Consider the following 14,555-nt stretch of genomic DNA (forward strand, 5'->3'; position numbering starts at 1 on the left):
AGTGCGACGAGCGCAGTTCTACCTGCTTCAACCTCCGGAGCTGCAATAGCCCCAGAAATAAGCGATCCATTTATTTCGGCCGGTAGTGTGGAATCGAATCTGGGCCGTCAACGGCAGCGGCTCAAGCCGGATTTTGGCGGGCCTGAAGGCCCGCCCTGATACGAACTTTTCCAACTAGCGGCACGAGTGGAACTCGTGCCCTTCCCGAACTCGCGCGAAATAGGAGTTTTTCAGCAGCCTGTCATGCCGTTTCTTCTTCCGAGCATTGCGGCATCGCTAAAGCGATGCCCTGATACGAATCCCTGACACGAATCCCCGGCAGGACTCCCTGATGATCAAACTGCACCACCACCCAGAAGGACGGGCACTTTAATCCGGCAGCGAAAACTTCAAAGTGACATCAGTTTGGAATTCCGCGGGACGGCCCTGGAGGCGGTACGGTTCGTAACGCCAGTTGCGGACAGCGTCGGTGGCGGCTGCGGCCAGGAGTGGATCGCCGGTCAGGACGCTGGTAGACGCGATCGAGCCGTCCGCGGCAACGATTACTTCCAGAACAACCTCTCCGGTGCGGTGAGCGGCTAAGGCATCCGGCGGATACTGCGGTTCGGTGCGCTGGCGCAACCGGCTTTCGGCTAGATCGGGTGCGAGCCAAACGCGTCCAGAAGGGCCGACGGTAGCCGCTCCGGGTCCCGCATCACTGGCAGCGGATTTTTTCGGCGCAGCCGGATCCATCCGGAAAACAACTTTGCCTTTCTGGTAGACGACGAGCCCACCGGGGTTCGCGTCGGACGGAGGCTTAGCGGTGACGTCCGCAGCACTCTGTTGTCTTGCCGGAGTTGTGGAGGGACCGGAACTTTTTTCAGCAACTTGCGGCGCCGGCGCAACCGATCCACGCGTTCCCCCTGTGCCAAGCCATCCGATACGGGATCCAATCAGGAAGCTGATCGCAACCGCAAGCAAAATGGCTAGACCGCCGAGAACGAGAGTCCAGATTTCGTAGGGCGCATGCTTGTTCGGCACCGTATAGGTAGACGAGAGCACGAAGGGCGTTATGTCCGGGACAGTCGCGATTTTTGGCCGCTGTTCCAGTTCAAGCGCGGCACGGCGGATTCGAGTCACCTCACGAGCAAAGATCTCCAGCAGGTTCTGATCGGTGTCGACAAACTCCGACGAGTCGGTAGCGAACACTTCCAGCACTCCGACCAAGTCCGCCGAATCCAGCACGGGAACGATCAGCATGGAGCGGATTCCCAGCCGGCGAGCGGCTTCAGCATCGACCCGGGGATCGGTTTCGGTGTCGAGACAGAGTTGGGATTTGTGTGTGCGCAGACAGGCACCGGAGAGGCCGTCGCGCGTGTTGAGAGAGATGCCGAGATCGGGAGCGTGGTCTCCGGTGGCGGCGCGGCACACCATTTCGTCATCGCGCTTGAGGGCCAGGGCAGCGGATCGGGCGCGCGTGGCGGTAGCGGCGCGCACCACTAATTCATTGAGCACCAAATCGAGAGCGAGTCCGAGCGGAAAGCCGCCGGCGATTTGCTGCTCAAGGGCTTCCACCAGATCCGTCCGGGCAAGCGGATTGGAATCTTCTTCGCGCGCTTCAGACCACGACATGGGTTGCGGGAACATGGCAGAGTCCCGGTAGCCTGCCGGCGTGGCAATCGAAAGCAGGCTCAGAGGCGAGTTTCCCGCGAATTCGCAGAGATGTCAATTCGCGGAACGTACCTCGGCACTTGCGAGTGTTACCACTCGTAATTCCGGAGTACGAGGCAGGTTGTAAAAGGGGCCCGGATACAGAGCAAAGCGAACTATTGCGCAACTTCGGTAAAAAGCGCCGGACTGCCGACGCCGGCAGCGCTGGCACTGATCGTCACACCGCCCGGGACGCCGGGCAGTTGGTAGAAGTCCAGGGCGGTTCCCGTATTGTCCGTGGCGACGGGATTGCCGGAGAATTGGCCTCCGCTTCCAGCATCGTCAAACACGACGTCCACACCAGAAACAGGGTTCGCGTACTGGTCGGCGACGATCACTGCGAGCGGCTGTGGTAGCAGAGATCCGGCAGGCCCGATCTGACCATCGCCCCCGCTGACCGTCACAGACGACGGCGGTCCGGGAGTGATGGTTTCGTGAAACGACGCGGAGGCGGAACCTGCGGTGGCGGTAATTGTGACCGGACCGGCGATCGTCCCTGCCGTGTAGGCGGCGCTCGCACTACCACCGCTGTCGGTTGTGGCGGGACTACCGGTAAAACTTCCAGACGGAGCCGTGAATGTCACCGATGTTCCGGCAACTGCATTCCCTCCTTGATCGGTCACCTTCACGGCGAGCGATTGTGGAAGTGGAGAGGTAACGGTGGCGGACTGACTGTCCCCGGAGATGATTGCAACATTGGCGGGGGGCCCAATTACAGCAGTTTCGCCGAACTTGACGGCTTTCAGACCGGTCGAATTGGCAACCACAATGACCTTACCGGGAAGGTTGGGCAACTGGTATGAGACACGAGCTTTGCCCGCTGCGTCCGTCACCAGCGTTGAAGGAGTCAGGATACCGCCTTTGCCACCGTCATCGAACGTCACGGTGACATTGGGGACACCATTCTTATTGGCGTCCTGCACGGTTACACCGAGCAGAATTGGCAACACTGTGCCTGCGGGTCCAGTCTGGCCGGGTCCGCCCGCATTCACCATTCTCACCGGCGCGCCTGCGGTAGCGCTCGCCGAGAAGAGCAGATCGCCAAAGCCGACTGAGGAAGCCGTCAGCGTGTAGGTCCCGACTTTTGCAGGTGTCGTGTAGACAGTTGTCGCGATGCCGCTGGAGTCGGTCGTAGCCGATGCCGGATTGAACGAGCCACCTTTGCCGCCGTCGCTGAACGTGACGGTGACGCCGGGAAACGGAACATTCGAATAGGCCTGTACCGCCTGGACCTGAATGGGTTGCGGCAGCGGAGTCTTGACTGGTGCGGTCTGGTTGGCTCCGGCGATGAGCGACATGTAGTGACGAAGTCCGAATACTTCCAGGGTGGTGCGGGTCGCCATATAGACTCTGCCATTGGCGACGGTCTGGGTAACGAAGTGCGAAATTTCCGGCAGGTTGTCGCGCGACATCTGGTGCGAGTTGTAAAGCATCTTCAAGCTGATCGCGTCGTAGGCGTACAGCTGGCCGCCGTTAAATTCCCACACAATTCCATTGGTGTTCCCATTGGCGGAGATCGATGGCGCGTGTGCGCCCGTCAGTTTGAGGGTGGTACTGGCAACCGGTGCGCTCGAGAGCATGCCCCCGGAGATTGAAAATACTTTCAGGAAATCAGCCTTCGCACTGAAGTAAAGCCGCCCGTTCCAATACGCTGGAGCGCCGCGCATCGAACCGACAACACCGACCAGCTCCTGGATGATCTGAGTATCATTCGGAGCATACATGCCCAGAAGGTCACGATTCAGAACGTAGATGGTGCCCTGCTTGCCGGATGCCACGATGACATGCGGGAATGGTCCCTCCAGATCGGGCAACACGAGCGGCGAGCAGCCGCTGAGATCAAGATCGTGAGCGTTAAGGAATGCCACCGAGCCGGGAATGAAGTAATCGACCAGATCCAGATTGCCGTCCAGTTTAAGCACGGCGTGCGTGTAGCCCTGGCCACCAGTGTCAACGTCGAAATTTCCTTCGGACGTTAATGGATAGATGTATCCAGCGTCGTCCGCAGCCAAACCACCACCGGCTTGCCAGATCGAGGTCAGGCCGTGATCAGGATTGGTATTGAAAACACCGGTCTGCTGCAACGTGGCGCCGTCATAGCCCAGCACCCAGGAATGGTTGTTGTCATTGCAGTAGTTCGAACCAAAGGCGAGGTACACGATGCCATTGAGGAAGAGCAGGCCGGGACGGTTCTTCTGATGCAGACTATTGAAGTTGACGACTGTTCCAGCGTTGCTGGTGATCGTAGCGCTAATCGTTACCGGACTGCCGGGCTTCTCCTGCCCGGTTGCCACATCCAAGGCGTGCAACTGATGGCGCACGGTCCCGTTGTCCAGGATCTTCGCGACCACGTACATGGTATTCGTGACGGTATCGATGGCAGGGGTGGCAACAATTCCCTCCTGCGTGAAACCAGGTCCTCGATCTTCCGTGGTAGCGCAGGGCAGAAAAGCCCCGCTCGCGGTCGTAATGCCGTTGCCCGGATCCGTGAAATTCACCTGCCACAGGGGTGTGGCGTTGGCTCCTCCGTTGCTCTCCGCATCGAAGGCGTAAACCGTATCAGCCATGGTCGCCACATAGACGACGTTGTGCACTCCCTTGCCCGGTATATTCACGTTCGGGACGTACAAGGGTTGCGCCAGAGCCTGATAGTCAAGCGGGTAGCTGAAGAGACGGCCAAAGTTATTCTTGTCGATGTTGCCGGGAGTCAGCAGACCTTCGTTGGTGTTCGCGCCGGTGCGCGCGTTGTCTCCGTGACTGGTCGGCACGGGCGTCTGTGCGAAAGCGACGGACGCAAGCATGCAGAACACAAGGCAACTCGCGGCCATGAGCCTGGTGCCTGGCCGGCCAAAACTCGAACGCAACGGACGCACTGCATGGGAGCGGGGGGTACCCACTCGCTCGACGGGCTTCATGAACCTCATTACCACGTTCCTCCAGAGATAAGTGCTGCCAAGTCAGTATTCGATGAAAGACGAAACGGTACCTGGGAAAGAGCAGTTGTTACGCCAAGGGGGAAAGGAGTTCTGTTCCTACTAAAGGGTTCTGGGGACTTGGCTTCCTTATAACACGGTCGTTTTGGCCCCGAATAGAAATTTTTGGAACTGCAAACGTTTGCACATATTGAACAGCTGATCGGCGACATCCGAGACACTACGGCAGGAGTTAGTAATCGAAACGCAACCGCACGGAGACGCTGCGTGGTGAGCCAATCGCGGTGCCCGAGAAAATGCTGGCGAAGTTAATGACATTCAAGCGGTCGTTCAAATTCCTTATGTCGCATTGCAAACGTACGGCGCGAGTTTCTTTGCGGTACAGGTCCACTGCGCCGGAGAGGTCGACCGCCAGCAACGGCTTGACGCGGCCGGCGGGCAGGTTGACTCGATCTACCACCGCTTGGCCGAACTGTTCCACCAATGTGGCGATGTCTTCGCCATCAAGTTCTACCGGAAGGCCAGTCCCGTACGAGGAACCGAGCGCCACCCAGAACCTTGACCATGGCTGATAACGAACTTGCCCATGGACGGTATGCCGCTGGTCCTGCGAATTCCAGACACGGGCGTGAGAATTCAGCTCATCGCTCACGTCCTCACCCAGGAACAGCCCTCCTACAACCGGAAGCTGGGCCGAGGCCACCTGATACGAATAACTGACCCACGCAGTGACTGGTCCCCACTGCGGGAGCACGAATTGACTCTCGACACCGTAGACATCCGCGGAATGGAGCGCGATGGGAAAGCTGACTCCGGTATTGAGCAGCACATCGTCGTCGGCAAAATTCCGCAGATTTCTTCGAAACAGATTCGCAGAGATATGTGCTTTCCGGAATAGCTCTTTCGTGGCCCCCAACTCGTAATAGTTGCCGCGCGACGGTCGCAATGTAAGTTGGGCGGCCTCGCCATCCAGTGTGCGCACTTCTGCCGAGGTGCTAAGGAGAAGGTTTTCAATGGCCGGCGTACCAAACACGCGGTCATACGATCCACGAAACACGACGCCCAATTTCGGCACATACCAGGCAAAGCCAACACGAGGACTGAACGCCGATTCATCAACTCTGACTTGATAGTGGTCGAAGCGAATACCGGCGCTGACATTCAGGTTGCCGAAATGAATGTTGTCCTGAAAGAAAATCGCTTGTTCCCGGTCGCGTCCACTCTCGTGAAACGCGAAATCGATGGGAGTAGACGGATCGAAACCTTCGGGATCCGTAATGTGATAGGAGAATCGTTCGTGAACCAGGGTGTAGATCATGTCCACACCCGCCTTCAGTTCGTGGTGTTTCAGTGCGGCGGCGACGGTGCCACTGAGATAGCCTTCGCGAAATCCACGATCCTGAAAAACTTCGATCGGCGTAGAAAGCGCATTGGAAACCAGGCCCGCTTCGGTATCGCGCACTCGGCCTTGCACTGTGCCCATCACGTCGGACGAAAAAGTGTGCTGATAGGAAAACTGCCCGGACACTTCCTTATTGTTGCGGTCCTGTCGCTGGCCGGCGTCCTGCTGGATCAATTCATTGGGAACCAACAATCCCGAGCGCGCATAGATCACGGAAAAGCGGAGTCGATCCTGGGGAGTGAGGTCACGCTCGAAGCTTCCCTTCACGCTGGCCATGGTCGCGCGGTTGGTGAAGTTCTGGAGGACGGGCGGGTCGAGAAAGCGGTCGGTGCGCGCACTCTCCATGCTCAGGCCCAATACATTGCGACCGTCGTAGTAACTGGTCCCCAGGAAGCCGTTCGCGGTGCCGAAGCTACCTCCACCCAGCAGTACCGTGCCGTGCAACCCACGGGCCGGATTACGGTCCGACACAGTTTCGATGACGCCACCGACTTTTCGTCCGAATTCAGCGGGGATGCCTGAGGTATACATCTTCACGGACTGCACATCCTCTAAATCCTCGGTGGCGGAGAACGCGGGGGAACGATTGTTCAAAATGGGCAGGCCGTCGACTACATATTGTGTGTCGTATTCCGCACCGCGCGGATGCAGCACGCCATTGGCTTCAAGCAGCCAGCCGGGCTGGGTCTGCACAACGTCGATTGCCTGCCGTCCGGGGGCGGTTGCCTTCCAATCGCGCAAAGCGATCGCCCCGAGTTGATAGGTGTTCCCGGTATTGATGGTGTCCATCAGCGTGTCGGAATCCTGGACATTGACGGTTTGCGTCACGGAAGCGACGGCGAGCGAAGCCGCAAATTTCAGCGGCAATTCGGAGCGGATTTCGATCAGTGTGGCGAAGATCGAGAATCCAGCCTCCTCCAGGGTCAGTTTGTAAGCACCCAGCGGAAGCTTGCGGGCGACATATTCCCCGGAGGCTGAAGTATCGAAGCTCAACTCGAAGTGATTGGCCTGGCTTGAAAGCGTGCCATGAGCGGGCAAAGCGGCGCCGGAAGCGTCCGACACCGAGAGGCGAAGTTCACCCGAGCGATCTTGTGCGATTGCGCCCGGCGGCAACACGACCAGGAAAGCCGCAAGGAATCCGGCACGTAAGAAAGTTTGATTCACCTGTTTCTCTTAGATGCGTCGGGGATGCGCCGTCTAGCGGTTATTATATCTGGGCCACGAGCCTGCCCTGCCGCTCCGGATGTCCCACACCTTCTGGTGTGACGGCACGAAGGTGGCATCCGGTTGCCTTGGTGGCGAGGGTTTGGAATCTACTATGGCGCATGCCCAATGACAGCGGATCAACCTTCGCGGTTCCCTCTCACTTCCGAGCAGCGCCACGCCGTCAGTGCCAGCTTTCTGGGCTGGACGCTGGATGCCTTCGACTTCTTCGTACTGGTCTTCATGGTCGACGTTCTGGCCGCGCACTTTGGAGTGTCGCCGTCCAAGATCATCTTCACCACCGCTATCACTCTGGCGATGCGTCCCTTGGGAGCCTTGCTCTTCGGCATGTTGGCCGACCGCTACGGGCGCCGCACACCACTCATGGCCAACGTGGTGTTTTTTTCAGTCGTGGAGTTGCTCTGCGGATTCGCTCCCAACTACACCGTGTTCCTGATCCTCCGGGCGATCTACGGTATCGGCATGGGGGGAGAATGGGGCGTCGGGGCGTCGCTGGCGATGGAGAGTGTCCCTGCAAAATGGCGCGGCACAATTTCCGGGATCGTGCAGTCCGGATATTCCTGCGGTTATCTACTAGCCGCGGTGGCCGCGAAAGTCATCCTGCCGATGTGGGGATGGCGGGCGATGTTCTGGGCGGGCGGCCTGCCCGCACTCCTGGCTTTCTACATTCGCTTCAAGGTGACGGAGTCGGAAGCGTGGAAGCAGCATCGGATGCCGGGCTTTCGCGCGATTGTCAGTACAGCGGCAGCAAATTGGAAACTGTTCCTGTACATGGTCGGCATGATGAGTTGCATGCATTTTCTGTCCCATGGAACGCAGGATTTGTATCCCCACTTCCTGAAATCGGTGCATGGCTTCTCCACGTCGACCGTGGCGAACATCGCGATCATCTACAACCTCGGATCGCTGCTCGGAGCGCTCACCTTCGGACAACTCTCGGAGCATATCGGGCGACGAAAGAGCCTGATCAGCGCGGCGCTGCTTTCTTTGTGTGTGATCCCACTGTGGGCTTTTGGCAACAAGTTGACGGCGTTGGCAGTGGGCGCGTTTCTGATGCAGGTGGGAGTGCAGGGTGCGTGGGGAATCATCCCAGCCCATCTGAACGAACTGTCTCCGGCGGCGGTTCGCGGGCTGATTCCGGGATTGGCGTACCAACTGGGAATTCTGGTGGCTTCGCCCGTCAACAGTATTGAATACGCATTGCGCGATCACTTCGGATACTCACGGGCGCTGGCTGGCTTCGAGATTGCGAACATCATCCTGCTTACGGTCGTGGTCGCTCTCGGGCCAGAAAAGAAAGGCAGGGACTTTCTTGCAGGACCAGACCGCACCGGACCTTAGACCCCAGACCCTTTCGGGCCTTCGGACCAAGTCAACTGTTTCATTCGGAGGGCACGAGATCACACAGGGAAAGGCCTTGCGGTTGCGCTGTCAAGCAACTGCGCCAGGAGCGGCACGCCTTCAACCGATCTTGCCGGCACCAGGTGTCGCACTCTTCACTTTTTTGTGTTCGAACGTTACTGCCAGGGCCAGCATCACACCGATGAGGCCGAACGCTGCCAAAGCTACTAAAGCGATGATCAGGATGGGCATATGACCCTCCTACTTTCGCATTCTGACCACCGCTGCAAGTCGACGCCGTGACCGCTATCACTGGTTGGTGTGACAGACCGAATTCCCATTCCTGCTCTCGATGAAACCAAGATTCATGTTGCGCCGCAGACGCGCTCCGAAACACTGCTAGATTGGTTTTCAGACGACGGGAACATACCCGCGTGATCCCTTGAAGGAGCTTGGCGTCATGCGCATCGCAGTGGTTGGATCTGGTTATGTAGGGTTGGTTACAGGGACATGTTTTGCAGAACTCGGGCACGAAGTTGTGCTGGTCGACAATGATGAGAACAAACTGGCGGAACTTCGGGCCGGCAAGGTTCCCATTCATGAGCGCTTCCTGAATGAAATGTTGGCGCGGCTGCGCGGCCATCGCATGCGATTCTCAGGCGATCTGGAAAACGCGGTGCGGGAGTGCGACGCGATCTTCATCGCGGTCGGAACCCCTCCCACTGACCGGGGAGATGCGGACATGTCGTACGTCGAATCGGTGGCGCGTGAAATCGCGGGCGCGGTGGACAGCTACAAGGTAGTGGTCGAAAAGAGTACGGTGCCGGTATACACCAGCCAATGGATCCGCACCGTCATCATCCGCAACGGAGCGAGCGCGGCCTCGTTTGATATTGCTTCCAATCCTGAATTCCTGCGCGAAGGAACGGCGGTCAGCGATTTTCTCTACCCTGACCGCATCGTGGTGGGAGTGGAGAACGAACGCTGCGCCGCCGTACTGCGGCAGATTTATGAACCGCTGACGAGTGGCGAATATTACCGTCGCGCGGATGCGATCCCGTGCCCGAACGGTGCTGCGAACCCGCCCCGTCTGATCCTCACGAGCACGCGCAGCGCGGAATTGATTAAGCATGCTTCGAATGCATTCCTAGCCATGAAGATTTCTTTCATCAATGCGGTGGCGTCAATCTGCGAATCGGTGGGAGCGAATGTCCAGCAGGTATGCGATGGGGTAGGCGCAGATTCACGGATTGGGCCAGGCTTTCTGAAGCCAGGGATCGGCTACGGAGGATCGTGTTTCCCCAAAGACTTGCTGGCCTTCCGCGCAGTCGCGAAGGAATGTGGATACGATTTCCGGTTGCTCGACGAAGTCATCCGTATCAACGAAGACCAGCGCCATCGCTTCTTACGCAAGGTCCGCAGCGTGCTTTGGACATTGCGGGGCAAGCGTTTGGGAGTGCTCGGCCTCGCATTCAAAGGGGGTACGGACGACATCCGCGAATCGCCCGGCCTGGCGCTGGTCCAGGAACTGCTCCACGAGGGCTGCCACATTTGCGCCTACGACCCCGCGGCCATGGAGCGCGCCAGGGAGATTCTGCCGTCGAGCGTCGAATATGCGGACGGACCGTATGCGGCTGCGGCACACGCGGATGCGTTGCTGATCCTGACGGATTGGGAAGAATTTGCAGCGCTGGATCTAGTCCGCCTGCGAAAGCAGTTGAAATATCCCATTATTCTTGACGGGCGGAACTTGTATGATACTCAAAGCATGTCGGCGCATGGTTTTTCGTATTACAGCGTGGGCCGCCCGGCGGCGTTGACGGAAGAGGCGGCGGTTGCGGCCGAACCGGCAAGAAGGCAGGTTTCCTGAACTCATGAAAACGCGGGCTCTGGTCACGGGAGGAGCAGGCTTCCTCGGTTCACATCTCTGTGATGCTTTGCTGGGAGACGGCTACTCCGTCATCGCCGTCGACAACCTGTTGACAGGACGGCTTTCCAATCTCGAACACCTGCGAAATGAATCTCGTTTCGAATTCCTTGAACAGGATGTTTGCAGTCCGATCGAGAGTGGCACGGTCGATTACGTATTTCACTTTGCCAGCCCCGCTAGCCCGGTGGAATAGCTGTGCACGGAATTGCGACTCTGCGAGTAGGGTCTTACGGCACGTTTGAAGCGCTGGAACTGGCGAAGCGCTACGACGCTCGATTTGTCATGGCTTCTACTTCGGAGTGTTACGGTGACCCGCTGGAACATCCTCAAACCGAAAACTATTGGGGACACGTCAATCCAGTTGGGCCGCGGTCAGTTTATGACGAGGCCAAGCGCTTCTCCGAAGCCGTCACCATGGCGTATCACCGTTATCACAAGGTAAATACCTGCATCCCGCGAATTTTCAACACCTATGGACCTCGTATGCAGATCAACGATGGCCGGGTGATTCCCAACTTTATGGCACAGGCACTGCGGGGTGAGAAATTAACCGTCTATGGCGATGGCAGTCAGACGCGGAGTTTCTGCTACGTGAGTGACGAGATTGAAGGACTGGTGCGCCTGTCGCGATCTTCGGAACACCTGCCGGTAAATATCGGAAATCCCCACGAGTTCACCATCCTGGAATGTGCGCGGCAAATCATTGACGTCAGCGATTCGGCGAGCAAGATTCAATTGGAACCATTGCCGCTCGATGATCCGAAGCAACGATGTCCGGATATTTCCAAGGCGCGGCGATTGCTGGGCTGGGAACCGAAAGTAGATCTGGCGCAGGGGCTGAAGTTGTCGCTGGCCTATTTTCGTAAGGAAGTACAACTGACCAGCGGTGCCGTGCGCTAGCGCGGCATCTCATCGAGAGTGGGACCGGCAGCGAGTTGCGCCAGGAGGCGCAGGATTTCTTCGCGTTCGGCCTCACTGTCAAACGTGAAGCGCACGCCCATTCCAAATCCAGGATGAACAGCCTGTACCTGACCCCGAATCTTCAGTTTCATGTCCGCCGTGCGAACCACGATCTCAACGGAAGGCTGGCCGGAAAGAGGGGACGGCATCTCCACGTAACAGCCGCCTTCGCTTACGTCAGACAATGTGCAGCGCATCGGTACGCTGCTGCCCGCGCGGTAGAGTTCCGCGCCCAGCTTACAGGCGAAGCGGCGCTCGCCACGACGATTCCCAGCTAGTCCGGGCTTGTTTGCTTCCGGCCGTGGTTGCGAACCTTGGGGCGTGACGGGACGCGCAGGCGGTGCATCCTTGTCTGGAGCGGACCGAAAACTATTCTGCAGGAGCCACTCGTGCATGAGCCGGCGCGAGGACTGGGGAACATCCACGAAGCGGATTCCGGTACGGCCCGCCGCATCCTGCCAGGCCACTTCTCCGGAGAGGCGTACCGGTTTCTGTTGTCCGGGAAGAGCAAACTGAAAATACACTTTACCGGCGGGAGGCAGAGGATCTCCGCTCCGCAATGAGGTACCGCCATCGCTGAGATCCACGATGGTTCCACTGCCATCTTCCTTGCCTGGATAGGCAACCGTGGTCGGTGAATTCAGCGGAATGCGAGGGCCGCGTCGCCGCTCGCGACGCATCAAGCCTCGGGCCGCGCGCAGGCTGAGCCGAATCCGATCGATGGAGAGTGGCCGGTAGAGAACAAAATTTGCGCCCAGTCCAAAAAGTGGGCGAGCGCTGAAGTCCGCGTCGAGGATCGCGATGAGAAGCGTCTTCCGACTCTTGGTATGAGTCTGGCGCAGCTTGGCCACAAATTCTTCAGAGCTCTGGTCAGCCCGATAGTCAAGGATGACTGCGTCGAACGTGTCTTTATGCAGGCGTTCCAGTCCGCGGGAAATGGAGGGCGTGTGCTCCGCCGCAATGTCCATTTCCGTGAGTACGGTGCTCAGCAAGTTTGCCGAGTCCTGGTCCGGACACACCACAAGAACGCGCAAATCCATGATGTCAGCATCCTAGGGGGCACGCGGAGGTAACGACAAGTTACCTGTGTCATGAGGAAACTTTCGTCATCTGGACTTTCTTACCGCCGGGTCTAAGCTGACCGTATGTGCAACCCCCGCTTGCACGTCGATCTCAACCCCAGGAACTCCTAACATGGCAACCAAGACCGGCAATTGGATGATGGCAGTTGGCGCACTCATCGTGTTTATGGGTTTGTGCTTCCTGCCTGCAGCGTTCGGGCCCGATGCAGACCGAACCATGCTGGGCGCCGGATTCGTGGTCGTATCCATGGGATTGCTGACGATATCGTCGGGATTCTATGTCAAGGCGCGGAACATGGAAGGCCCCGCGGAACCGGCGAGCGGGTCGGCGAATGCCAAGCGAACGCGCGGGAAAGCGATTTGCGATCAGTGTGGCGAGGATGAACCCGTCATCCAGTGCCGGGTGCATCAGCTGCATTTGTGTGCCAACTGCTTAAGCGCACACTACGACTTCCGCTCGTGTGCGTATGTCCCGAGTACAAGGCGCGGCGTAACGGCCAAAGCGCATGCGGCCGGTTCCTCACAGACCAGCAACGCCTAAACTTTTGTAACCTCCTGCCGATTACATCTCCAAAGGACAGTGTGCGAAGGTGCGGTGTACCCCGGTACTTTGACCGATGCCCCATTGGTCCCTACCATCACCGTAGTTATCCCCCATGTTGAGAGCGGTCCGAAAGGATTGCGCTTGGCGTGGGCGAAATTCTATTTGCAGACAACGAGTGAGAAAGCGGCTTCGGCAACGCTTATGAAAAGCCTGCGAACCAATCGATCGCGTCGGACCAGTGGCTTCAGTCTGCTGGAAATGGCCATGGTGCTGGCGCTGATAATCATCATGGCTACCATTTCGTTCATGAGTCTGCAACCGATGTTACGGCAGCAGCGCCTGAACAATTCTTACAACCTGGTGCTGGGCGCAATGCGACAGGCGCGGGATAACTCGGTCGCGCAGCGCACTTCCTACGTAGTCATCCTGGACAGTTCGACCTTGCCGCACAAGATTACGGTCTCGCCCACGTTTTCAGGTCCGCAGGGGATTCAGAGTACGGTCACCTATACCTTTCCGAGCGATGTGCAGTTCAAGGCGGAAGCGGGCATTCCGACTGCCGCCAACAAAACGCCGGATGGTTTTGGAACCGGGGCGCAGGCGATTGATTTCGGATACACGGGCCAGGGAGCGGGTGTAGGCGGTCAGAATCGAATTTATTTTTGTCCGGACGGTTCCGCGCAGGACGCAGCCGGCGGTGTAGGCCAGTGCTCGGGCAATCTCAACGGTGGCGTGGTCTATATTTCGCGCCCCGGAGAGTTAATGAGTTCACGCGCGATCACGGTGTGGGGAGGGACGGGTCGCATGCGCGGGTGGCGACTCTATCCCGGTGGAGGAGGTCCAACATGGCAACGACAGTAGAAGTGGAAAACAAGCCGGCAGCCGAGGTTCGCAGATCGCAAAGCGGATTTTCGCTGCTCGAAGTGGTCATCTCCATGGCAATTCTCACCATCGGGCTGGTCAGTCTCTTGGGCGTGTTCGGCATTGCGATGGCGGCGACGCAGGACTCACAGCAAGACATGATCGCGAAGCAACTGGCCAACGAAGCGGTCGAGAGTATTGTCACTGCGCGCAATACCGCCCAATTGCAATGGAGCGATATCCAGAACGTGTCCGATGGCGGCATCTTTCTGAATAATTATCAGCAGATGTTCGTGGCCGGCGCGGACGGCGTGCTGGGAACGGCAGACGACATCTCGGGTGGCGTCTATCAGAAACTTACCGAACCGGGCCCGGACGGAATCTACGGGACCTCGGATGACATCAAGCTTCCCCTGTCGAACTACCAGCGCAAGATTGAGATTCAGCCAGTGACGGACGCAAGTGGAAACGTCGTGGCCTCGCTGCGCGCTGTCAACGTGACGATCCAGTACAACACACCGCGGTTGCAGTCTTCGAAGACGTATGTACTGACATCGTTTGTTTCGCAGTTCCGGTAATAAGGGGGAAT

9 protein-coding genes and 1 pseudogene are annotated in these 14,555 nt (G+C 58.2%); 6 read left to right on the plus strand and 4 right to left on the minus strand.

The genetic code is table 11. From position 1 onward, the window contains the following. Positions 1 to 369 precede the first annotated feature (369 nt). The 3 genes from HY010_02355 to HY010_02365 form a co-directional block, all read right to left on the minus strand. Complete coding sequence (locus HY010_02355) at positions 370 to 1,626, minus strand: TonB family protein (protein MBI3474548.1); 1,257 nt, start codon at positions 1,624 to 1,626, stop codon at positions 370 to 372. 179 nt (positions 1,627 to 1,805) lie between these two features. Continuing rightward, a complete protein-coding gene (locus HY010_02360) occupies positions 1,806 to 4,604 on the minus strand; it encodes an Ig-like domain-containing protein (protein ID MBI3474549.1) in 2,799 nt (932 codons plus the stop codon). A 250-nt stretch (positions 4,605 to 4,854) separates the two neighbouring features. Further along, entirely contained in the window at positions 4,855 to 7,188 is a 2,334-nt protein-coding gene (locus HY010_02365; protein MBI3474550.1) for a TonB-dependent receptor, read from the minus strand. A gap of 168 nt (positions 7,189 to 7,356) precedes the next feature. Between HY010_02365 and HY010_02370 the strand changes: the two genes are divergently transcribed. The 3 genes and pseudogenes from HY010_02370 to HY010_02380 all read left to right on the plus strand — a co-directional run bounded on the left by HY010_02370 (position 7,357) and on the right by HY010_02380 (position 11,419). Then, positions 7,357 to 8,589 carry an MFS transporter gene (locus tag HY010_02370; GenBank protein ID MBI3474551.1) on the plus strand — a complete coding sequence of 411 codons (1,233 nt, stop codon included), beginning with the start codon at positions 7,357 to 7,359 and terminating at the stop codon, positions 8,587 to 8,589. 460 nt (positions 8,590 to 9,049) lie between these two features. After that, the gene (locus tag HY010_02375) at positions 9,050 to 10,459 is read left to right on the plus strand and encodes a UDP-glucose/GDP-mannose dehydrogenase family protein (GenBank protein ID MBI3474552.1); all 1,410 of its coding nucleotides are present in this window, start codon (positions 9,050 to 9,052) and stop codon (positions 10,457 to 10,459) included. Positions 10,460 to 10,463: 4 nt separating this feature from the next. Then, a pseudogene (locus HY010_02380) lies at positions 10,464 to 11,419 on the plus strand (SDR family oxidoreductase). Here the strand turns inward: HY010_02380 and HY010_02385 are convergent. Beyond that, the gene (locus HY010_02385; GenBank protein MBI3474553.1) at positions 11,416 to 12,519 is read right to left on the minus strand and encodes a PilZ domain-containing protein; all 1,104 of its coding nucleotides are present in this window, start codon (positions 12,517 to 12,519) and stop codon (positions 11,416 to 11,418) included. The pseudogene HY010_02380 and the gene HY010_02385 overlap by 4 nt on opposite strands. Positions 12,520 to 12,673: 154 nt before the next feature. Between HY010_02385 and HY010_02390 the strand changes: the two genes are divergently transcribed. From HY010_02390 to HY010_02400, 3 genes are all read left to right on the plus strand, one after another. Beyond that, positions 12,674 to 13,102: a hypothetical protein gene (locus HY010_02390; protein ID MBI3474554.1), complete on the plus strand. Its 429-nt coding sequence runs from the start codon at positions 12,674 to 12,676 to the stop codon at positions 13,100 to 13,102. A 204-nt stretch (positions 13,103 to 13,306) separates the two neighbouring features. Beyond that, positions 13,307 to 13,966 (plus strand): hypothetical protein, encoded by a 660-nt coding sequence (locus tag HY010_02395; GenBank protein MBI3474555.1) that lies wholly within the window; start codon positions 13,307 to 13,309, stop codon positions 13,964 to 13,966. After that, on the plus strand, positions 13,951 to 14,544 hold the full coding sequence (locus HY010_02400; protein ID MBI3474556.1) for a prepilin-type N-terminal cleavage/methylation domain-containing protein: 594 nt from the start codon (positions 13,951 to 13,953) through the stop codon (positions 14,542 to 14,544). The genes HY010_02395 and HY010_02400 overlap by 16 nt, the downstream gene beginning before the upstream one ends. The last annotated feature ends 11 nt before the right edge of the window (positions 14,545 to 14,555 follow it).

The organism is Acidobacteriota bacterium (assembly GCA_016196065.1).
Lineage (GTDB): Bacteria > Acidobacteriota > Terriglobia > Terriglobales > Acidobacteriaceae > Acidiflorens.